18 protein-coding genes are annotated in these 21,712 nt (G+C 64.9%); 11 read left to right on the top strand and 7 right to left on the bottom strand.

What is annotated here, in order from left to right:
- Positions 1-192: 192 nt before the first annotated feature.
- Positions 193-1,569 (bottom strand): amino acid permease, encoded by a 1,377-nt coding sequence (locus ACLHZ1_RS18070; RefSeq protein WP_427263189.1) that lies wholly within the window; start codon positions 1,567-1,569, stop codon positions 193-195.
- Positions 1,570-2,017: 448 nt separating this feature from the next.
- Here ACLHZ1_RS18070 and ACLHZ1_RS18065 point away from each other — a divergent pair, with 448 nt between their 5' ends.
- On the top strand, positions 2,018-2,284 hold the full coding sequence (locus tag ACLHZ1_RS18065; protein ID WP_427263188.1) for a hypothetical protein: 267 nt from the start codon (positions 2,018-2,020) through the stop codon (positions 2,282-2,284).
- Between the two features lie 117 nt (positions 2,285-2,401).
- Here ACLHZ1_RS18065 and ppsR read toward each other — a convergent pair whose 3' ends face one another.
- On the bottom strand, positions 2,402-3,214 hold the full coding sequence (gene ppsR / locus ACLHZ1_RS18060) for a posphoenolpyruvate synthetase regulatory kinase/phosphorylase PpsR (RefSeq protein ID WP_427263187.1): 813 nt from the start codon (positions 3,212-3,214) through the stop codon (positions 2,402-2,404).
- A 296-nt stretch (positions 3,215-3,510) separates the two neighbouring features.
- Between ppsR and ppsA the strand changes: the two genes are divergently transcribed.
- Both ppsA and modF read left to right on the top strand, forming a co-directional pair.
- Positions 3,511-5,889, top strand: coding sequence for a phosphoenolpyruvate synthase (gene ppsA / locus ACLHZ1_RS18055; protein WP_427263186.1), 2,379 nt, complete (start codon positions 3,511-3,513; stop codon positions 5,887-5,889).
- A gap of 118 nt (positions 5,890-6,007) precedes the next feature.
- On the top strand, positions 6,008-7,462 hold the full coding sequence (gene modF, locus ACLHZ1_RS18050; protein WP_427263185.1) for a molybdate ABC transporter ATP-binding protein ModF: 1,455 nt from the start codon (positions 6,008-6,010) through the stop codon (positions 7,460-7,462).
- An 18-nt stretch (positions 7,463-7,480) separates the two neighbouring features.
- Here the strand turns inward: modF and ACLHZ1_RS18045 are convergent, their stop codons facing one another.
- Positions 7,481-7,672, bottom strand: a complete 192-nt coding sequence (locus ACLHZ1_RS18045; RefSeq protein WP_427263184.1) for a hypothetical protein — start codon at positions 7,670-7,672, stop codon at positions 7,481-7,483.
- A 5-nt stretch (positions 7,673-7,677) separates the two neighbouring features.
- Positions 7,678-8,217 carry a hydrolase gene (locus ACLHZ1_RS18040; RefSeq protein WP_427263183.1) on the bottom strand — a complete coding sequence of 180 codons (540 nt, stop codon included), beginning with the start codon at positions 8,215-8,217 and terminating at the stop codon, positions 7,678-7,680.
- Positions 8,218-8,543: 326 nt separating this feature from the next.
- Between ACLHZ1_RS18040 and ACLHZ1_RS18035 the strand changes: the two genes are divergently transcribed.
- Positions 8,544-9,371: a MetQ/NlpA family ABC transporter substrate-binding protein gene (locus ACLHZ1_RS18035; RefSeq protein ID WP_427263182.1), complete on the top strand. Its 828-nt coding sequence runs from the start codon at positions 8,544-8,546 to the stop codon at positions 9,369-9,371.
- Positions 9,372-9,423: 52 nt separating this feature from the next.
- Here ACLHZ1_RS18035 and ACLHZ1_RS18030 read toward each other — a convergent pair whose 3' ends face one another.
- Entirely contained in the window at positions 9,424-10,194 is a 771-nt protein-coding gene (locus ACLHZ1_RS18030) for a phosphatase PAP2 family protein (RefSeq protein ID WP_427263181.1), read from the bottom strand.
- Positions 10,195-10,549: 355 nt separating this feature from the next.
- On the opposite strand from ACLHZ1_RS18030, the gene ACLHZ1_RS18025 reads away from it, so the two are divergent.
- The 7 genes from ACLHZ1_RS18025 (at position 10,550) to dedD (ending at position 19,046) form a co-directional block, all read left to right on the top strand.
- Entirely contained in the window at positions 10,550-11,671 is a 1,122-nt protein-coding gene (locus tag ACLHZ1_RS18025; RefSeq protein WP_427263192.1) for a 4-phosphoerythronate dehydrogenase, read from the top strand.
- A 96-nt stretch (positions 11,672-11,767) separates the two neighbouring features.
- Positions 11,768-12,784, top strand: coding sequence for an aspartate-semialdehyde dehydrogenase (locus ACLHZ1_RS18020; protein WP_427263180.1), 1,017 nt, complete (start codon positions 11,768-11,770; stop codon positions 12,782-12,784).
- A gap of 242 nt (positions 12,785-13,026) precedes the next feature.
- On the top strand, positions 13,027-15,069 hold the full coding sequence (locus tag ACLHZ1_RS18015; RefSeq protein WP_427263179.1) for a FimV/HubP family polar landmark protein: 2,043 nt from the start codon (positions 13,027-13,029) through the stop codon (positions 15,067-15,069).
- Between the two features lie 105 nt (positions 15,070-15,174).
- Positions 15,175-15,984, top strand: a complete 810-nt coding sequence (gene truA / locus ACLHZ1_RS18010) for a tRNA pseudouridine(38-40) synthase TruA (RefSeq protein ID WP_427263178.1) — start codon at positions 15,175-15,177, stop codon at positions 15,982-15,984.
- 119 nt (positions 15,985-16,103) lie between these two features.
- The gene (gene accD / locus ACLHZ1_RS18005) at positions 16,104-16,967 is read left to right on the top strand and encodes an acetyl-CoA carboxylase, carboxyltransferase subunit beta (RefSeq protein ID WP_408796516.1); all 864 of its coding nucleotides are present in this window, start codon (positions 16,104-16,106) and stop codon (positions 16,965-16,967) included.
- 2 nt (positions 16,968-16,969) lie between these two features.
- Positions 16,970-18,223 carry a bifunctional tetrahydrofolate synthase/dihydrofolate synthase gene (gene folC, locus ACLHZ1_RS18000; protein WP_408796515.1) on the top strand — a complete coding sequence of 418 codons (1,254 nt, stop codon included), beginning with the start codon at positions 16,970-16,972 and terminating at the stop codon, positions 18,221-18,223.
- 49 nt (positions 18,224-18,272) lie between these two features.
- Positions 18,273-19,046 carry a cell division protein DedD gene (gene dedD, locus ACLHZ1_RS17995; protein WP_427263177.1) on the top strand — a complete coding sequence of 258 codons (774 nt, stop codon included), beginning with the start codon at positions 18,273-18,275 and terminating at the stop codon, positions 19,044-19,046.
- Between the two features lie 76 nt (positions 19,047-19,122).
- On the opposite strand, the gene ACLHZ1_RS17990 is transcribed toward dedD, so the two are convergent.
- Positions 19,123-19,467 carry a TusE/DsrC/DsvC family sulfur relay protein gene (locus ACLHZ1_RS17990; RefSeq protein WP_408796513.1) on the bottom strand — a complete coding sequence of 115 codons (345 nt, stop codon included), beginning with the start codon at positions 19,465-19,467 and terminating at the stop codon, positions 19,123-19,125.
- A gap of 19 nt (positions 19,468-19,486) precedes the next feature.
- Positions 19,487-21,643: a YccS family putative transporter gene (yccS, locus tag ACLHZ1_RS17985; RefSeq protein ID WP_427263176.1), complete on the bottom strand. Its 2,157-nt coding sequence runs from the start codon at positions 21,641-21,643 to the stop codon at positions 19,487-19,489.
- Positions 21,644-21,712: the final 69 nt, after the last annotated feature.

Raw genomic sequence — 21,712 nt, 5'->3', positions numbered from 1 at the left:
TATTGCGGGCGTGAAGGAAGTCGAGAGCCTGTTCGATACGCATAAAAAATCCGAAACCAAATCAACAGGTTTCGGATTTTTACACATCAGGAGGATCGGTCAATGGATCCTTAACTGATCGGCATTACGCCCCTGGGGCGCCTCTTTGCTTAAGGTTTGACTCGGCCTCTTGGCGGGCCTGGTGCGTATCTGTCAGGCAGGCTCCGCCGCGGCGGCGAGCAGGCGCTTGCGTTTGAACTGGTAGCCGATGGCCAGTACCACTATCCAGACCGGGATGAGCAGCACGGAGATCTGGATGCCCGGGGTCAGGTACATGATCACCAGGATGCCAGCCATGAAGGCGAGGCAGAGGTAGTTGCCCACCGGGTGCCAGAACGCCTTGAACCTGGGGGTCACCCCTTCGGCCTGCTTGGCCTTGCGAAACTTGAGGTGGGCGAGGCTGATCATGGCCCAGTTGATCACCAGGGCCGAGACCACCAGGGCCATCAGCAGCTCGAACGCCTTGCCCGGGATCAGGTAGTTGATCAGCACGCACAGCAGGGTGGCGGCGGCAGAGACGGAGATGGCCGCCACGGGCACACCGCTCTTGCTGGTCTTGAGCAGGGCCTTGGGACCATTGCCCTGCTTGGCCAGGCCAAACAGCATGCGGCTGTTGCAGTAGACACAGCTGTTGTAGACCGACAGCGCCGCGGTCAGGACCACCATGTTGAGCACGGTCGCCACCAGGTTGCTGTCCAGGGCGTGGAATATCATCACGAAGGGGCTGCCCCCTTCCACTACCTTGCCCCAGGGATAGAGGGACATCAGCACGGCCAGGGCGCCGATGTAGAAGATGAGGATGCGGTAGATCACCTGGTTGGTGGCCTTGGGGATGCTCTTCTGGGGATCGTCCGCTTCCGCCGCCGTGATGCCGACCAGCTCCAGGCCGCCGAAGGAGAACATGATCACCGCCATGGCCATCACCAGACCGCTGATGCCGTTGGGGAAGAAGCCACCCTGATCCCAGAGGTTGCTGACGCTGGCATCCGGGCCGCCGCTGCCGCTGGCCAGCAGGTAGCCGCCAAAGCCAATCATGCCGACGATGGCGACCACCTTGATGATGGCGAACCAGAATTCCATCTCGCCAAACGCCTTGACGTTGGTGAGGTTGATGGCGTTGATCAGCACGAAGAAGAAGGCCGCCGACATCCAGGTCGGGATCTCGGGCCACCAGTACTGGACATAGATGCCCACCGCCGTCAGCTCGGCCATGCTCACCAGTACATAGAGCACCCAGTAGTTCCAGCCGGAGGCGAAACCGGCAAAATCCCCCCAGTATTTGTAGGCGAAGTGGCTGAAGGAGCCGGCCACCGGCTCTTCCACCACCATTTCGCCCAGCTGGCGCATGATGAGAAAGGCGATGAAACCGCCGATGGCATAGCCGAGCAGCACCGAGGGGCCCGCCATCTTGATGGTCTGGGCGATGCCGAGAAACAGGCCGGTGCCGATGGCACCGCCCAGGGCGATGAGCTGAATATGGCGGTTCTTGAGTCCGCGCTTGAGCTCCTGGCCCTCTTGTTGAAGATCCATGCTTCCTTCCTTACGTCGCTGAGTTCACTCGTCTCTCGCCCCGTTGGCCAGGACACTTCCTGTGCCATGGCTCGGCATGTCGTGCCGAAAACGTGACGAAATCCGTACTTATTTCGTTACATGTGGCCATTTACTGTTTTTTGTAATGGCTACCAACCGCAGCAGAATAGTGATAATCGACCCGAAATGCACCTGTTTTTGCTATCATTCGCTGGCTTTTTCGCCATCAGGCAGCCTTTTCTTGATGTTCTTCTCACTTTCGTCAGTCATTGCTCAATCTCTGTTCGCTCGGATTAGGGTCGCTTGACCTTTCACTCTGCTTGTGAATTGATGCGGGTGGACCTCGAAGGAGGTTCATATGGCGACCGGTGGTGCCGGAGTGTGGTGAGGGGGGCTGGCATCCTCAAGGTGATGGCCTCCCATCATGGTGAACAGCGTGGAGTCAGGAATGATGAAGATAGTGGCCTGGGTCATAGAGTCCCTGCTATGGGGGATGCTGTGCCTGGCTCCCCTGCTGTTGCTGCTGGCCCTGGGGGCGGCCCTGTGTCTGGGGCTGCTGGCGCAGGCGCACTGGGGCTGGGTGATGGCGGGGGCGGGCACCATGGGGCTGGCCCTGGGTGTCTGGCTGGCAGAGCGGGTGCGCCATGGCCATGGCCTGGTCTCCTTCTACGGCAAGCTGATGAGCAACCGCGAGCTCGGCGGCCCGGGAGCATAAAGGGCGCCCTTGACGGGCGCCCTCTTGCCATTTTCAGCCCAGATGCAAGGCGTCCCGCTCTTGGCGATCGGGGCGCCTTGCAGATATCCCAGGCCCAGGCTGGGGCCAAAACTTGGGTCAGTAGAGCTGGCGCCGCATGCCGGTGCCTTCGAGGATCTTGGCGCTGATCTCCTCCACCGAGTGGGCGCTGGTGTCGAGGAAGCGGATCGCCTCCTGGCGATAGAGACGCTCCACCGCCGCCAGCTCCTGCTGGCACTGCTCCAGGGAGGAGTAGCGGCTGTTGGCGCGGCGCTGGTTGCGGATCTCGTGCAGCCGCTCCGGGGTGATGGTGAGGCCGAACAGCTTGTGGCGATTGGCCTTGAGGGCGCTGGGCAGCGTCAGACCCTGCATGTCCTGCTCGATGAAGGGGTAGTTGGCGGCGCGAATGCCAAACTGCAGCGCCAGGTAGAGGCTGGTGGGGGTCTTGCCGCAGCGGGAGACCCCGATGAGGATGATGTCCGCCTCGTCATACTCCTTGGTGGTGATGCCGTCATCGTTGGCCAGGGCGAAGTTGACCGCCTCGATGCGATCGTCATAGAGCTTGCGATTCTCCATGCCGTGGGTGCGATGCAGGCGGGGGGTGGCCTTGATCCCCAGCTCCTGCTCCAGGGGGCTGACGAAGGTGTTGAGAAAATCGTGGCTGCTGGTGTGGGCCTTGAGCACCTCTTCCCGCACCAGGGGGTCGACGATGGTGTGGAACAGGATGGGGCGCACCCCGGTCTGGCGGAACTGCTCGTCGATGCGCAGCCGTACCAGACGCGCCTTCTCCAGGGTCTCCACGAAGGGGATGGTGATCTGCTCGAAGATCATGGGGAACTGGCTGAGCACGGCGTGACCAAATACCTCGGCGGTAATGGCGGTGCCATCTGAAACATAAAAAACCGTGTGCACGTCCTTCTCCCTTTTTGCTTGATGCGAAGAAAGTTTCGCTCGATACCAAACGGCCATTGTCAACCGATCTGCCGTTGCCAAGTTGTGAACCAGGTTGCAAACCTGAATCGTTACCTTTTTGTGTTGGCATTGTAGAATGACTGTGTCATTCGGCCTATCCCCAAATCTTGCGTGGGGATTTTTTTGACCGGGAGAGGAAAACGTTTTCTCGGCGGGCGGCGACGGAACAAACCAACAAAAAGCACACAACAAGGCGCAGAGGGTGCCCCGGCCCCCATGCCCACCAACCTGGAGACATGCAAGTGCAACAATACGTACTCTGGTACGAGCAACTCGGAATGCAAGATGTAGAACGAGTTGGCGGCAAAAACGCATCCCTCGGTGAAATGATCAGCCAGCTCTCGGGAGCGGGTGTATCCGTGCCAGGTGGCTTTGCCACCACGGCGTTTGCTTTTAATGAGTTTCTGGACCGCAGCGGGCTCAACGACAAGATCCATGACTTGCTCGACAGCCTGAATGTGGATGACATCGCGGCCCTCGGCGCCGCCGGCAACCAGATCCGCCAGTGGGTGATCGATGCCCCCTTCCAGCCGGAGCTGGAGCAGGCCATTCGCACCGCCTATGACACACTGAGCGCGGGTCTCGAGGCGTCGTTCGCGGTGCGCTCCTCCGCCACCGCCGAAGACATGCCGGATGCGTCGTTTGCCGGCCAGCAGGAGACCTTCCTCAACGTGCGCGGCATCGATGCCGTCATGACGGCGGTCAAGCACGTGTTTGCGTCGCTCTTCAACGATCGCGCCATCTCCTACCGGGTCCACCAGGGTTATGACCACAAGGGCGTGGCTCTCTCCGCCGGCATCCAGCGCATGGTGCGCTCGGACTTGGCCGCCTCCGGGGTCATGTTCACCCTGGATACCGAATCCGGCTTCAACGACGTGGTCTTCATCACCGGCAGCCAGGGGCTGGGGGAGATGGTGGTGCAGGGCGCGGTCAACCCGGACGAGTTCTATGTCCACAAGCCGACCCTGAACGCGGGTCGCCCCGCCGTGGTGCGCAAGACGCTGGGCTCCAAGCTCATCAAGATGACCTACTCCGATGACGCAGGTCACGGCCGCCAGGTGAAGATAGTCGACACCCTGGATGCCGAGCGCAACCAGTTCTGCATCAGCAACGACGAGGTGATGGAGCTGGCCAGGCAGGCCCTCATCATCGAGCAGCACTACGGTCGTCCCATGGACATCGAGTGGGCCAAGGACGGGCAGGATGGCAAGCTCTACATCGTCCAGGCCCGCCCGGAAACCGTGCGCAGCCGCCAGGAGGCGAACACCCTGGAGCGTTTTGCCCTCAAGCAATCGGGCAAGGTGCTGATCGAGGGGCGCGCCATCGGCCACAAGATTGGCGCGGGCCCGGCGCGGGTCATCAGCTCCATCAGCCAGATGGACGAGGTGCAGCCCGGCGATGTGCTGGTCACCGACATGACGGATCCGGACTGGGAGCCCATCATGAAGCGGGCTTCGGCCATCGTCACCAACCGGGGTGGCCGCACCTGTCACGCCGCCATCATCGCCCGGGAGCTTGGCATCCCGGCCGTGGTGGGTTGTGGCGATGCCACCGACCACATAGCACCGGGCCAGCTCATCACCGTCTCCTGCGCGGAAGGGGACACCGGCTTCATCTACGACGGCAAGCTCGATTTTGACGTGGCGGTGACCGAGGTGGGCAACATGCCGCGCCTGCCCATCAAGATCATGATGAACGTCGGCAACCCGGACAGAGCCTTCGATTTTGCCCAGTTGCCCAATGCCGGCGTGGGCCTGGCGCGTCTCGAGTTCATCATCAACCGCATGATAGGGGTCCACCCCAAGGCGCTGCTGGAGTTCGACCAGCAGAGCCCCGAGCTCCAGGCCACCATCACCAAGATGATCGCCGGTTACGACAGCCCGCGGGAATACTATGTGGCCAAGCTGACCGAGGGGATCGCCACCCTGGCCGCCGCCTTCTGGCCGGAGCGGGTCATAGTGCGGATGTCGGACTTCAAGTCCAATGAATACGCCAACCTGGTGGGGGGGCGCGGCTACGAGCCCCACGAAGAGAACCCCATGATCGGTTTTCGTGGCGCGTCGCGCTACATCGCCGACAGCTTCCGCCCCTGCTTCGCCCTGGAGTGCGAGGCGATGAAGCGGGTGCGCGACGTCATGGGCCTGACCAACGTCGAGGTGATGATCCCCTTCGTGCGCACGGTCGGTGAGGCGGAGCAGGTGGTGGAGATCCTGGCGGAGAACGGTCTGCGCCGTGGCGAGCGGGGGCTGAAAGTCATCATGATGTGCGAGCTGCCCTCCAACGCCCTGCTGGCGGACAAGTTCCTCGAGCACTTCGACGGCTTCTCCATCGGCTCCAACGACATGACCCAGCTGACCCTGGGACTTGACAGGGACTCCGGGCTGATTGCCCACCTGTTCGACGAGCGCAACGAGGCGGTCAAGGCGCTCTTGGCCATGGCCATCGCCGCCGCCCGCAAGGCGGGCAAGTACGTCGGGATCTGCGGCCAGGGGCCATCGGATCACCCGGACTTCGCCGCCTGGCTGGTGGAGCAGGGCATAGACTCGGTGTCCCTCAACCCCGATACCGTGGTCGACACCTGGCTCTATCTGGCCGAGCAGCACAAGGCCGGCTGACCCGGTCCCCGCACCTTCATGACACGGCGCCGCAATGGCGCCGTTTTTTTTGCTGCGGCGGATTTTCTGATACAAGGGGAGGGCTCAAGGTGAGCGCAACCCCCGACAGGACGACCCCATGACTCTTTTGCAGTGGCAATCAGCCAGCTTGGCTCTTCACGGCGACCAGACCCTCTTCATCCCCGATCTCACCCTGGCGCCTCAGGCCTGCTGGGCCTTCGTCGGCAGCAACGGCAGCGGCAAGACGGCGCTGGCGTCGGCCCTGTGCGGCGAGCTGGCGGTGCGTGCCGGAACGGTATCGGGTCGGATCCGGGCCGAGCGACTCTCGTTCGAGTCGCAGCAACAGCTGGGGGAGCTGGACTGGCAGTGGCGCAATACCGACCTGCTGGGGGAAGAGGAGGAGGCGGGCTATCGGGTATCGACCCTGATGCTGGAGGCCGGCGGCGAGGAGCCAGAGGCCCGCTCGCTGCTGGCGCGCTTTGGCATCGAGTCCCTGTGGGATCGCCCCTATCGCCACCTCTCGAGCGGGGAGGGGCGCAAGCTGCTGCTGGCCCGCGCCCTGCTGGGGCGACCCGAGCTGCTGGTGCTGGACGAGCCGTTCGATGGACTGGATCAGGGCTCGCGCAGGGATCTGATGTCGCTGCTGGCGCAATTGGTGGCGCAGGGGCAACGTCTGGTGGTGATCGTCAACCGCTTCGACGAGATCCCCCCCTTCGTCAGCCACCTCGGCCTGCTCGGGGAGCGCCGCCTGTTGCTGGCAGGGGAGCGTGACGCCGTGCTAGGCAGCCAGGAGGTAGCCCAGCTGGCGCGGGCCGAAACCGCCTCACCCCGTCTGCCGCCCCCGCTCATGGCACCCGAGCCCTTGCCGCCCGGTCCCCGGGTGGTCATGAAAGCCATGCGTATCGCTTACGGGGAGCAGGTGATCATCGACGGGCTCGACTGGATCATTGCCGAGGGGGAGCACTGGCAACTGGTGGGACCGAACGGGGCTGGCAAGTCGACCCTGCTCGCCCTCATCACCGGGGATCACCCGCAAGGTTACAACAATGAGCTCCATCTGTTCGGACGGCGGCGGGGCAGCGGCGAGAGCATCTGGGAGATCAAGCGCCATATCGGCCTGGTGAGCCCGGCCCTGCACCTGGACTATCGCGTCAACTGTTCGGTGCAGACGGTGATCCTCTCCGGTTTTTATGACTCCATCGGGCTCTATACCCGGCCGGGGGATCGCCAGCTGGCGCTCGCCGACCAGTGGCTGGCCCTGTTGGGACTCGAGGGAAGGGGGGCGCAGCCGTTCCACTCTCTCTCCTTCGGCCAGCAGCGGCTGGTGCTGATCGCCCGGGCCCTGGTCAAGCACCCGCCGCTGCTGATCCTGGACGAGCCCCTGCAGGGGCTGGATCCCCTCAATCGCCACCTGGTGCGGGAGATGGTGGCGCGCCTCATCGGCGCAGGCACCCAGCTGCTGTTCGTCTCCCACCATGCCGAAGACGCGCCCCCCGGCCTAACCCATCGTCTGAGCTTCGTGGCAAATGGCGTGGGGGGGTACGGCTATCTGCAGGAGCGGTTGGGGGGCTGAACCGCCCGGGCGGCATGATCAGAGAGGGGCTGGTTCGGCGAGGAGTGGGGGCATGCCCAGCAGTGTCCACCACAGTCCGAAGAAGATCATGATCCCCAGCCAGAGCCAGGCCAGATAGTGACGGGTGGCGGCCATACCCGTCACCGCTACCGTGAACGCCGTCCCGAAGGCGATGAGGGCAAACAGAAAGGGGGCCATGTTGTCCATCATGGCGGTCACTTCACCAGGGAGAGGATCGGGCGAAACGCCGGGTGGCGGCAATCCCCCAGCAGCTCGTAGAGACACATCTCCACCGACGTCAGCGCAGCACCCCTGGCCGCCAGCTGGCCGATGGCGAGCTCCCGGTTGGCGGCACTGCGCGACGACACCGCATCCACCACCAGCGAGACCCGGGCGCCGCTGGCCAGCAGCCCCAGCACGCTCTGGTAGACGCAGATATGGGCCTCGATGCCGCACACCAGCCAGTGATTGATCCCGGTCTCGGCCAGCGCTGCGGCCACGGCAGGCTCCCCCAGGGCGCCGAAGCTGTATTTGGGCAGCACAAGGGAGCCTGCCTGCAGCGACTGCAACTCGGGCACGGTGGCACCGAGCTTGTCCGGGGTCTGCTCCAGCCAGAGCACCGGCAGGCCCAGCGCCCTGGCCCCTTGCACCAGCCTGGCCGTGTTGGCAATCAGGGCGTCGCTCTCCTCGACCAGGTGGGCCAGCTTGCCCTGGATATCGACGACCAACAGGCCGGTGGTAGATGTGGTCAGCATGGTCACTCCTGATGCAATGGATCTGCAGATTGAGATAAAGGGGTAGCAAACGACCACCATAAGCCAGGTGAGACCGGCAAGGGGAGGGGCCAGCGCCGATAACTGTGTGCCGGGTCAAAGATTTTCGGCGCGGCTACGGGCCTTGTCGCAATCTGGCAACGCATGTCCGATGTGGCTGCCTGGCTTTTTGTTGCTTGGCGAAGGCTACGAGCTCTGTTATGGTGTGCTCAGTTAGCCGTTTGGATGGCTAGATGGTTGTGGTGTCACCTTTCAGGATGACATCCTCAGCCCCACCGCTTTGATGATCATGTTGACAGGGAGTTTTTATGCAGCGTCGTTCCTTCTTCACCCTCTCCGCCCTGGCCCTGCTCGCCAGCAGCCTGCCGTTGTCCGCCTTTGCCCTCGATGAGGCCAAGAAAGAGATCGTCATCGGCACCACGGTCGGCGACTTTGCCGACATGGTGACCGACGCCATCAAGCCCCAGCTCGAAGCCAAGGGCTACCAGGTCAAACTGGTGGAGTTCACCGATTATGTCAGCCCCAACATCGCCCTGGCGGACGGGTCGCTTGACGTGAACTGCTTCCAGCACAAGCCCTATCTGGAGAGCTTCGCCAGGGACAGGGGGCTGTCGCTTGCCCCCATCACCCAGGTGCCGACCGGTCCCATGGGGCTCTATGCCGGCAAGCTGGGGGATCTCAAGGCCCTGAAAGAGGGGAGCACGGTCGCCATTCCCAACGACCCGAGCAACCAGGCCCGCGCCCTGCTGATGCTGCAGGACCTGGGCTGGATCAGCCTGAAGCAGGGGATCAATCCCCTCAAGGCGAGCGAGTTCGATGTGGAGGCCAACCCCCACCAGATCAAGCTGATCTTGCTGGAGGCGGCGCAGCTGCCCCGCTCCCGTGAAGACGTGGACTTCACCGTGATCAACGGCAACTATGCCGCGTCCAGTGGCATCCCCTTCAGTGAGGGGCTCTTCCTCGAGCGCAGCTATGACTTCATCAACTGGGTGGTGGTCAAGAGTACCGACGCGGATAAACCGTTCGCCAGGGACGTGGCGGCCGCCTACAACTCTCCCGAGTTCAAGGCCTATGCCGCCAAGCGCTTCGTCGGTTACAAATACCCCGAAGGCTGGCAGGTTCCCGCCAAGGGGTGAGCGCCGCGCTGGCGCGGGCAGGATGACGACGGGCACCCGAGGGTGCCCGTTTCTATTGCGCCGTCTTGGCCACGAGGGGATGACGGCGCAGCCACCAGCAGACGGCCGGCAGGGCGGTGAGGCCGCCGAGCAGGGCGCTGGCCAGCAGGTCCCGGGGCCAGTGCATGCCCAGCAGCAGGCGCGAGAGGGCGACCGCCAGTGCCCAGAGCGGCAGCAGCCAGGCCAGGCGCGGCGCCCGCGCCAGCCAGAGGAGGCCGAAGAACTGGGCCAGGCTCATGGCCGCTATGGTGTGCCCCGAGGGGAAGGCGTAGTTGACCTCGTGGCGCCAGTGCCGGGCCAACCAGTCGGGCAGGGCCAGCCATTGGCTGGCGGCGAAGACCTGTTCGGCGCGCACAGCCTGCTCGGCGCCGTAGAAGTGGCTCATGGCGGGGATCAGCCCCTGCTCATTGAGCCAGATGAGGTAGGGCCTCGGCTCCTGGGTCAAGAGCTTGAGGCCGCTCTTTATGGCAAGGTCGGCGCCCAGCACCGTCAGGAGGGCCGCGGCCAGGGTCAGCAGGGCGGCGGGGGAGAGGGCGAGCTTGCGCCAACTGACGAGCAGCAGCCCCGCCAGGGTCAGCCCCAGGCCCGGCAGATCGACGCTGCGGCTCAGCCAGTAGGGCAGTTGCAGCCAGGGCGAGGTCAGGGCGTTGGCCATGAAGAGCGGCGGCAGGGCGCACAGCAGCAACAGGGGCAGGAAGAGGAGGGCGCCGTGGCCGAGCAGGGCACGGCGGCAGAGGCCGGATGAAGGCGGCGCGGCGCGAGGAAAGCGGGGGGCATGGGGCATGGGCGAGGGACCGGCGTGAGGTGGACTGGCCTGCCCGCGTCACGGCGGGCGGCATGGCGGCGAGCCGGCATCTGCGCCCGGGCTGGCCGTGAAGGGGGCATTGTGCCAGCCGGCTCGTCAGGATCAAGGTGCCGGGGGCGTTTGTCATCTCCCGTTACAGTTTTCCATGCCGCCAGGGCATCGCCCCTTGCCGTTGCCGAGGCAGTTGCCCGCAGCGGATGGGGTCATCTGCCCCGGGGCGCAGATCGGGCTGAACTCTTGGCGCGCTTTGGGCTAGAATGACCGACCCGCCGGGCGGGCCCGTGTCCGCAGTCCATCGAGAGTGAGAGTCAGGAGAAGTTCCATGCGAATTCCCATGCGCATAGTGGTCGACGAAAACATGCCCCATGCCCAGGCGCTGTTCGCCGAATTTGGCGAGGTGATCCCCCTGGCGGGGCGGCAGATGTGCGCGGCGGATCTTAAGGAAGTGGACGCCCTCATGGTGCGCTCCATCACCCGGGTGGACAGGGCCCTGCTCGCCGACTGCCCCAGGCTGCGCTTCGTGGGTACCGCCACCATAGGCACGGACCACGTGGACAAGGCGCTGCTGGCCGAGCGCGGCATCCCCTTTTTCAGCGCCCCCGGCTGCAACAAGGCGTCGGTCGGGGATTATGTCCTCTCCGCCCTGCTGGTGCTGGCGGAGCGCCATGAGCTGACCTTGAGCGAGATGAGCCTGGCCGTCATCGGCGCCGGCAACACCGGCGAGTGTGTGGCGGGCAAGGCGCAGGCGCTCGGCATGAAGGTGCTGCGCTGCGATCCGCCGCGGGCACGCCAGGAGGGGGCGAGCGGCTTTGTCGATTACCAGACCGCGCTCTCGGCCGACATCGTCAGCTTCCACGTGCCCATCACTGAGCAGGGGCAAGATGCCAGCTTCCACCTGCTGGGGGCGCGGGAGATAGCCCAGCGGCCCGCGGGGCAGATCCTCATCAACGCCTCCCGTGGCGAGGTGTGGGACAATGAGGCCCTGCTCGCCCGCCAGCAGGGCCCTGCGCCCCTCAAGCTGGTGATGGATGTGTGGGAGAAGGAGCCCGAGGTGCTGGCGGCCCTGGTGCCTTACACCGAGCTGGCCACCCCCCACATCGCCGGCTACAGCCTGGAGGGCAAGGCCCGCGGCACCTGGATGCTCTATCAGGCCCTCTGCCAGCAGGAGGGGCGTCTGCCCCGGGCGGAGCTGGAACAGCTGCTGCCCGCGCCGGACGTGACCGAGCTCAGCCCGGGGCGGGTGGCGGATCAGGCGCTGATCAAGCAGTTGGTCCACCTCATCTATGATGTGCGCCGGGACGATGCCCGCTTTCGGGCGCGTCTCGCCATCCCGGGCAGCTTCGACGAGCAGCGCAAAGGGTATCCGGAGCGGCGCGAGCTCTCCTCCCTGCGCCTGACGGGCCCCTTTGGCGAGGATCCTGTCCTGGCGGCCCTGGGCTTTCGTACCCAGGGCTGATGCCTGGGCGACCCTCAACGATTAACGAAACAGGCAGGATAATCCCTGCGACGGGCGTGCCTTCGGGGGCGCCTATCCCTTTGACAGGAGAGAGCAATGAGTCAGCAGTTCAACGTAGCGGTATTGGGCGCCAGCGGCGCCGTGGGTCAGGCCATGATCGAGATCCTGGAGGAGCGCGGCTTCCCGGTGGCGACCCTCTATCCCCTGGCCTCCAGCCGCAGTGCAGGGGACACGGTGCGCTTTGGCGGCAAGAACCTCGACATCCTGGATGTCGAGGCGTTTGACTGGAGCCAGGTGGAGATCGCACTCTTCTCCGCCGGGGCCGAGGTCTCCGCCAAGTGGGCGCCGATTGCCGCCGAGCACGGCTGCATCGTCATCGACAACACCTCCTGCTTCCGCTACGAGGAGGATGTGCCCCTGGTGATCCCCGAGGTGAATCCCCACGCCCTGGCCGATTTTCGCAATCGCAACATCATCGCCAATCCCAACTGTTCCACCATACAGATGCTGGTGGCCCTCAAGCCCCTGCACGACGAGGTGGGCATCCATCGCATCAATGTGGCGACCTATCAGTCGGTCTCGGGTTCCGGCAAGGAAGGGGTGAGCGAGCTGGCCGGCCAGACCGCCAAGCTGCTCAACGGTCTGCCGGTGGAGCCGACCCTCTACCCGCAGCAGATCGCCTTCAACCTGATCCCGCAGATCGATGAGTTCACCGACAACGGTTACACCCGGGAAGAGATGAAGATGGTGTGGGAGACCCAGAAGATCCTGGGGGATGCCAGCATCGCCGTGAACCCCACCTGCGTGCGGGTTCCCGTCTTCTACGGTCACGCCGAGGCGGTCCACGTCGAGCTGCACCAGCCCCTGGATGCCGAACAGGTCAAGGATCTGCTGCGGGCCGCCCCCGGGGTGCGTCTGTTCGACGAGGAGGAGGGCTACCCGACCCCGGTTGGCGACGCCACCGGTCAGGACGAGGTGATGGTGGGGCGCATTCGCCAGGATATTTCTCACCCCAGCGGTATCAATATGTGGATCGTGGCCGATAACGTTCGTAAGGGCGCGGCCACCAACAGCGTGCAGATCGCAGAGCTGCTGATCCGCGACTACCTGTAAGTTCCTATTGACGCTCGGTCTCCCGACAAGGGGGGCCGAGTGTGATCGGAGTGGCAGGAAGTGGCTCCGACATTCCCCCTTAATATCAATTAATTAACTTTGCCCTTACACTCGGGGCGTTTTGGGGCTAATTGCGTCGGATGACTGGCTTGGCGCCCAAGCCTGATTTATATTGAACCGACTGTTTTGAGGCAACTATCCAGATTTTTCAATGTGATAGGCCGTCATACGAAGGAACGAACATGGGACAATCCCGCATAACACTGGCGACGCTGCTTGCGTTGGGTCTGCTCAATACCGCCTCTGCGACTGCCGAGGAGGCAGGCCGGGATCCCTTCTTCGTGGAACTCAGGGGCCCTGACGAGCCCGTCAGCCAGCCGGTGGCGCCGAGCCAGCCTGTCCCCAGGGCCTTGCCCCAGTCCCAGCCGGTGCGCCAGCCGCAACCCGTGGCCGTTCAGGCGCAGAGCGGGAGGCGTTACGGCCCGGTCCGTCCCACCGACACCCTCTGGAGCCTCGCCAGCAGGCACAGGCCCAGCAGCCGGGTCAGCGTCTACCAGACCATGGTGGCCATCTATGACAAGAACCCGACCAGTTTCGCCGATGGCAACATCAACCACATACTGGTGGGGTCGAGCATCGTGCTGCCCAGCGAGGCCGAGGCGCGCCGTCACACCGATGCCCAGGCCCGGCAACGCTTCAACAGCGACAACGCCAGCTGGAAGGGGCTGAGCCCCAAATACCTGGCCAGCAAGCAGAGTGCCCAGCCCGCCGCCCCCGCCAAACCGGTCAGCAAGCCGGTGGTGAAGGCCGCTCCCCAGCCCGTTGCCGCGGCCAAGGCGCCGGCTGCGCAGGCCGCCCCGCTGCCGAGCACCCCGGCCAAGGCCGCCGCGCCCAGCCCCGCGACGACCACAGCCGCCCTGGCGGTGGCCCCGGTACTGGCCACCGCCGCCAGCGGCGCCCCGGCCCCCCTGCCGGTGGCCACCGAGACGGTGCAGGCCAAGCCGGGCACCGAGATGGCCCTGGCCCTGGAAGATGCCAACGCCCAGCTCGGCCAGGTGACCGAGATGAACCACAGGCTCAAGCTGCGCCTGCAATCCCTCACCGAAGAGGTGGAGACCCTCAAGGCCCAGCTGCAAGATCAGCTGGCCCTGCAAAAAGAGGTGGCCGAGCTCAGGGCCAACCCTGTGCCCCCCGTGGTGGCGCCGCCTGCCCCCCGCAACTGGCTGACCGACCTGCTCGCCTCTCCCCTCAATCTGGCCATGATCATCTTGCTGCCCGTGCTGCTGGTGCTGGCCCTGGTGACGCTCTGGCTGCGGGCCCGGGCGCGGCGCGAGCTGGAGGAGCAGGAGAAGAACCTGGCGGAGACCACCTCCGTGGTGATGGGCCAGGAGACGAGCGAATTCGATCAGCTGATCGGCGCCGACATCGACGAGGAGCCGCTGAGCCGCCCCGAGCCGGCGTTCGCCCCCGATGAGCCGGACGAGCTGGATCTGGTCTTCAGCGATGAGGGGGAGCAGCCCCGGGAGCTGCGGGATCCGGATCTGGTGCCCGAGCTGGATCTCGCCGCCGACGAGCGCTTTGAGCGACCCGAGCGTCCCGAGATGGATCTGGCCGGCGAATTCAACCCCGCCGCCGACGAGGCACTGCTGAGCGAGGAGGAGTTGCAGGCGGCCCTGTTCGCCGACCTCAATGCCGAACTCGATGGCGAAGACGATCGCCTCGCCAGGGACGAGGATGACAACCTGCCCGAGCTCGACTTCAGCGATTTCGATACCAGCCTGGACGACGAGCCGGCGCCGAGCGAGCACAAGCCGTCCCCCAGCGCCGAGGAGCTGCTGGCCGAGTGGGGCATGGCCCCCGAGACGGCGGATGCCCCAGCGCCGGCCAAGGATCCCAATGAACTGGCCCTGGCGGACTTTGAGGATGCGTTCGACGATGTCGAGCCCAGCCAGCCCCTCAAGCCCCGCGCCGAGGCGGCCGCCGATGACTTCGTCGAGATAGACAGCCTGCTGGCGGAAGCGGAGGCGAACCAGAGCGAGCAGGAGCCCTATCAGGGCTTCTCCCTGGACGTGGGGCTGGATGGCTTCCCTGAGGTGCTGCCCGAGTCCGGCGGCTTCGACGTGGATGCCGATGACGGCGGGGTGGGGGCCAAGCTGGATCTGGCCCGCGCCTACCTCGAGATCGATGACAAGGAGAGTGCCCGCGAGCTCTTGGTGGAGGCGGCCGAGCAGGGCAACGATCACCAGCGCAGCGAGGCCGAGAAGCTGCTCAAGCGGCTGGCCTGAGCGCCGGATGCCAGCAGGGCGACCCCAGGGTCGCCCTTCTTTTTGGGACATTTGCCACTGTGTGCGTATAATTCGCCGCGTTTTCTCTCAAAGACAGTGTGACCCATGCGAATTGCCCTAGGTATTGAATATGACGGCAGCCGGTATTTTGGCTGGCAGCGTCAACGAGAAGTGATCAGCGTCCAGCAGGAGCTGGAGAAGGCCCTGAGCCGCATCGCCAACCACGAGGTGGCCATACAATGCGCCGGGCGCACCGATGCCGGGGTCCACGCCACCGGCCAGGTGATCCATTTCGATACCCATGCCGTTCGCAGCGAATCCGCCTGGACCCTGGGCATGAACTCCAACCTGCCCCCGGACATAGGGGTACGCTGGGTCAAGGCGGTGGACGAGGGGTTCCATGCCCGCTTCAGCGCCACCGCCCGTCGCTACCGTTACGTCATCTACAACCACAACTATCGCCCCGCCATCCTCGGCAGCGGCGTCAGCCACTACCACGAGACCCTGGACGCCGACCTGATGCACCAGGCGGGCCAGAGCCTGCTCGGGGAGCGGGACTTCAGCTCGTTTCGCGCAGTGGGGTGCCAGTCCAAGAGCCCCTGGCGCAACGTGACCCACCTGTGCGTCAGCCGCTCCGGCCCCTATATCGTGCTGGACATCAAGGCCAACGCCTTCCTGCACCACATGGTGCGCAACATCACCGGCTCCCTGCTGCTGGTGGGGCAGAGACAACAACCGGTGGAGTGGATTGCCGAGGTGCTGGCCGCCCGGGATCGCAACCTGGCGGGGCCCACCGCCAAGGCCGGCGGCCTCTATCTGGTGGACGTCGATTATCCCGCCGAACACGGCCTGCCCCGGCTGCCGCTCGGCCCGCTCTGGCTGCCGGACTCGGCACCGGGTACGACCAGTTTTTAGTAACTGCGCCCGAAAAATTGTGGTTTAATGATCCGTCGTTTATTGCCACCGAGCCGATAAGTCATTGAACAATCAAGGCTCGGTGCGTTTTGTCAGGCACAAAAGCATTAAGGAATTCCATGAGCTGGCTTGAGAAGATCCTTCCCAAGAGCAAGATCACTACCCCCCGTCGTCACAACATTCCGGAAGGGGTGTGGACCAAGTGCGGATCTTGTGAACAGGTGCTCTACCGGGCAGAGCTGGAGCGCAACCTCGAGGTGTGCCCCAAGTGTAATCATCACATGCGCATCAGCGCCCGTGCCCGCCTCGAGTGTTTCCTCGACGTCGAAGGTCGCAGTGAAGTCGGCGCCGAGCTGGAGCCGCAAGACATATTGAAGTTCAAGGATTCCAAGCGCTACAAGGATCGTTTGTCCACCGCCCAGAAAGAGACGGGGGAGAAAGATGCGCTGGTGGTGATGAAGGGGACCCTCAAGGGGGTACCGGTCGTCGCCTGCTCGTTCGAGTTCTCCTTCATCGGCGGCTCCATGTCCTCCGTGGTCGGTGCCCGCTTCGTGCGCGCCGTCGAGGAGAGCATCAAGGAGGGCCGAGGCCTGGTCTGCTTCTCCACCTCCGGTGGGGCGCGGATGCAGGAAGCCCTGTTCTCCCTGATGCAGATGGCCAAGACCAGTGCGGCCCTGGACCGGCTCACCAAGGCGGGCCTGCCCTACATCTCGGTGCTGACCGACCCCACCATGGGCGGCGTCTCCGCCAGCCTGGCCATGCTGGGTGACATCAACGTGGGTGAGCCCAAGGCGCTGATCGGCTTCGCCGGCCCCCGGGTCATCGAGCAGACGGTGCGCGAGAAGCTGCCGGAAGGCTTCCAGCGTTCCGAATTCCTGCTGGAGAAGGGCGCCATCGACATGATCATCGACAGGCGCGAGATGCGGGACCGTCTGGCCAGCCTGCTGGCCAAGCTGATGAACACCCAGGTCATCGAAGACTGAACATGAGTTCACACATGCAACAATCTCAAAGCCGGTCGCTGGTCGACTGGCTTTCTTATTTGGAGCAGATCCATCCGGTCAACATCGACATGGGTCTGACACGGGTCGGTGAAGTCGCACGGCGCATGGGGTTGACCCGGTTGCCCGGCAAGGTGCTCACTGTGGCGGGCACCAACGGCAAGGGATCCTCCTGCGCCATGGCCGCCAGCATACTGATGGCCGCGGGCTACCGGGTGGGGGTCTACTCTTCGCCGCACCTGCTGCGCTTCACCGAGCGGGTACGGGTCAATGGCCAGGAGCTGGCCGATAGCGAGCACTGCGCGGCGTTTGCCGAGGTGGAAGCGGCCCGGGGCGAGATTGCCCTCACCTTCTTCGAGTTCGCCACCCTGGCGGCCCTCTGGCTGTTTCGCCGCCATGCCCCCGATGTGGTGCTGCTGGAAGTGGGACTGGGGGGGCGCCTCGATGCCACCAATGTGGTGGAGTCGGATGTGGCCATGATCACCTCCATTGCCCTGGATCACTGCGACTGGCTCGGGGATACCCGGGAGGCGGTGGCGGTGGAAAAAGCCGGCGTCTATCGGGCGGGCAAACCCGCCATCAGCGGCGAGCCCCATCCCCCTGCCACCATCGCGAGCGAGGCGGCGCGCATCAAAGCCTGCCTGCGCCAGGTGGGCCGTGACTTCCACGGCGATGAGCACCAAGGCGACTGGGATTACCACGGCCAACATCACTGGCCGGGACTGCCCAAACCGGCCCTGCCGCTGATGAACGCGGTCACAGTGTTGGCGGCGCTGGAGTCCCTCGGCCTGCCGCTGCCCGAGCCCGCCATCCGCGAAGGATTGGCAAACGCCAGGCTGGCGGGGCGGATGCAGCGGCTGCAACACGAGCCCCTGGTCATCGTCGATGTGGCCCACAATCCGCACTCGGCGGCTTACCTGGCCAGCCAGCTGCGCCAGATCCCCTGTCAGGGGCGGCGTCTGGCCGTGGTGGGCATGCTTAAAGACAAGGACATGGCGGGATCGCTGGCCGAACTCGATGGCCTCATCGACCACTGGTATCTGGCGAGCCTGACCGGCCCGCGCGGGGCGACGGCGGCCCTGCTTGCCGATGCCCTGGGTCAGGATGGCGCGGCGCAATATGACGCCGTGTCAGAGGCTTATCGGCAGGCCCTGGCCGACGCGAGTCCCAGCGATATGGTCATTGTCTTTGGTTCGTTTTACACTGTCGCCGACATTTTGGCGATACAGCCGGTCTGAGCGCCCCAGGGCGACGCACCGGACAGCAACACAAGGGTAGGAGTAAGGTTTGGCTTCCAAGTTCCAAAACAGATTGGTGGGCACTGTGATCCTGGTGGCCCTGGTGGTGATCTTCTTGCCGGACATGCTCGATGGCCAGAAGCTGGCCCAGAAGGATGAGTCGTTCGCCACCATACCGCTGCGCCCCGAGCTCGAACCCGCCAAGCCCGCCCTGCAGGTCTCCGCCGCCAGCACCCTGCCCGAGCAGCACGCGGCGAGCCAGCAGCAGGCGGCCGCCGCCGAGCAGTGGCAGGTGGAAGAGGTGCCCGATCCCATGACGTTGGGCCAGCAGGGCCAGGCAACCCAGCCGCCGGCAGTGCAGCCGGCCCCGCAACCGGCAGTACAGCCAGCGACTACCAAGCCTCAACCCAAGCCTGAGGTGGTGGCCAAAAAACCGGAACTGCCCAAGCCTGTGGTCAAACCCGAGCCGGCCAAACCGGTGGAGGTGGCCAAACCGGCCCCCAAACCGCAAGCCGGTCAGATCAAGACCATGGACGATCTGTTGCAGAGCAAGCAGCTGGTGGCCAAGGCCCCCGAGCCGGCCCAGGGCAGCTGGATCCTCCAGCTCGGCGCCTTTCGCAACAAGGACAGCGTCAACGCCCTGGTGGGCAAGCTGAGGGCGGCGGGGTACTCGGCCCACACAGTGCCCCGCACCCCGGTGCAGGGGCAGATCAACCGGGTCTTCATCGGGCCGGATGTCTCCAGGGCCAAGCTGCAGGGGATACAGAGCAAGGTGAGCCAGTTGACCGGGCTGAGTGGATCCGTGGTGGCCTACAACCCCTGATCTGCCCCTATCCGCATGAACATCCGCATGAAAAAGACCGCGCCCTGGCGCGGTCTTTTTGTTGGCGGTCAGCCGATCAGATGCACTTCACCGGCTTGGGCAGGCCGGCAATCTTGGTGGCCTGCTTGGCAGGGCCTTGGGGGAACAGCTTGTAGAGGTAGCGGCTGTTGCCCTTCTCGGGACCATACTGTTTCTCCATCGCCTTGACCAGGGCGCGGATGGCGGGGGAGGTGTTGAACTCCAGGTAGAAGGCCCGCACGAAGCGCACCACCTCCCAGTGGGGTGCCTCCAGCACTATGCCTTCCTGCTCGGCCAGCACAGGCGCCAGCGCCTCGCTCCAGTCGTCCACATTGAGCAGATAGCCCTTGGCATCGGTCGCGATGGCGCGCCCGTCAAAAATCAGCACAGGATTGTCAGCCATGATGCCTCCTTGGGGCAACTCAGGATGGGGTCGGCATGGTAGCGCCTTGGGTCGCCGTGAGCAACCGGCTCTGGTTGGCCAGGGCGAGCAGCTCGTCGGCCAGCTGGCTGATGAGGGTGAGCTGCTGGCTCAGCATCAGCTGCTCCTCCGTGCTGTCCGGGGCGGGCAGGGGGCAGGGGCCCTGCTCCTCCTGGGGGGCGTCCCCGGCCAGCTGTCCCGCCGCCTGGGCCAGGGTGTGGCTCAGGTGACGGCTGATCTGCGCCAGGCCCTGGATGGGCTCGAGCTGATCCCGGTGGGCGCCGAGCGCCGAGATGTAGGAGAGCAGGGCGTGGTTGCGCCAGGTGAGGGTGAAGCAGAGATCGAGGAAACGGCGGCGCTTGCTCGGCTCCACCAGCATGCTCTGCCAGGCCATGGCCAGCTCGCTGTCGGCTAGATGGGCCTCCTTGCGGGCGATGCGATAGGCCAGGGACTCATCGCGGCGCAGGTGCAGGCTGGCGAGCACCGCCGAGAGGTATCTGGCGTTGGCCGACAGGGAGTTGGCGATGAGCTGGGGCAGGCGCTTGTACTGCCAATCCGGCCACAGCCAGGCCACCAGGGCGTAGGAGAGCAGGCAGCCGAGCAGGGTATCGAGCAGGCGCGGCCCCAGGATGGCGAAACCGATGCCGTCCAGCAGGTTGAAGGCCATCAGCACATAGAGGGTGATGAAGCAGACGGCGGCGCTGTAGCTGCTGCGCACCTGGGTGAAGAAGAGGAAGGCGGCGAGCCCCATCACCACCAGCTGGCCGTGCAGGCTGGGCAGCAGCCAGAGCACGGGTACCCCGATCAGCAGACCGATGAAGGTGCCGAGCATCCGCTGCATCAGGCGGCGCCGGGTCGCGCTGTAGCTGGGCTGGCAGACGAACAGCACGGTCAGCAGGATCCAGTAGCCCTTGTCCAGCTCGAACGCCTGCAAGATGCCGTAGCCCACCACCAGCCCCAGGGAGAGGCGCAGGGCGTGGCGAAACACCATGGAGTCCAGGCTCAGATGCTGGCGCAGCAGGGCCAGCAGGGGCCTGGGCGCCGGCCGCGCCAGGGGAGGCAGCTGCATTGGCACCGCCGCCGGGTTTTGCAGCTCCTCGGCGCTCGCCAGCAGCCCGTTGATGCTGGCCAGGTTGCGGCGCAGGAACTTCATCGGCGTCAGCAGGCTCTGGGGGTAGTGCTGCTTGAGGTGGGTGAATTCGAGCTGATCCTCCAGGGCCTCCAGGGCCCAGCGGATGCGCTTGGGGTGATGGTAGGGTTCATGGACCAGGATGGCGTAACCCAGTTGCCGACACGCCTGGGCCAGCTGCTGCAACACCTCCTGAAAACCTGCGATGACCCGCCCTTGCTTGAGATCGGCCTCGAGCCGGCTGTAGGGGTAGTGGCTGGAGGTGGCCCGCTCGTGGATCTCCAGGGCGAGCAGATAGAGGCGCAGCAGGCCGGCCAGCTCGGGGGAGGCCTGGGCCCGCTGGCTATGGAGACGGGCATTGAGCGCCGTCTTGGCCAGATTCAGGGAGCCGACCAGATTGATGTTGAGCTGGGCCAGATTGTGGCGGATGGCCTGGGCGCCGTGCTCGTCGGCGGGGAAGAAGCGGGACTTCTCCTCCAGATAGCGAGAGAGGGCGAAGTAGCTCTGGGCGAGCTGTTCGTGCAGCGTCTTGTAGGGCAGCAGCCAGAGCCAGAGCAGCGACACCAGGCCGTACCAGAGGGCGCCGGCCCCGAGCGCCAGGGGCTGGTAGAAGAGATCCGGCGCCTTGGCGGCCCCCAGCATGGTGTAGATGGCAATCAGCAGGGAGCCGAAGCTGATGGTGGCATAGCGCTGGCCCAGCGCCCCCACCATCACGAAGAGGAAGGTGGAGCTGGCCAGTCCGAGGGCGAACAGCCAGGGGATGGGGAAGAGGTACTGGACGCACAGGGAGGCAAACAGGAAACAGACCAGGGTCATGGCCAGGTTCTTGACCCGGCCCCACAGGCTGTCGTCTGTCTCGGCGATGGCCCCGGCCACCACCCCGAGGGAGAGCAGCACGGTGAGCTGGATATCGCCGGTGCCGAGGGCGATGGCGAGCAGGCCCAGCATGGCGATGAGTACCTTGAGGGCGAAGTAGACATGGCTGTCGGTCAGCAGGCGGCGCAGCAGGCCGGAATATTCCACTGGCATGGGGTGAAGCGGTCTCTCTGGAGGTCGAGGCAGTCAGTGTAACGGAGCGGTGACCAAATGGCCCTGATT

It is taken from the genome of Aeromonas sobria (assembly GCF_050266975.1).
Taxonomy (GTDB): Bacteria; Pseudomonadota; Gammaproteobacteria; order Enterobacterales; family Aeromonadaceae; genus Aeromonas; species Aeromonas sobria_B.
The sequence above is the reverse complement of the archived record's forward strand: the minus strand, read 5'-3'. Positions and strand labels throughout refer to the sequence as shown.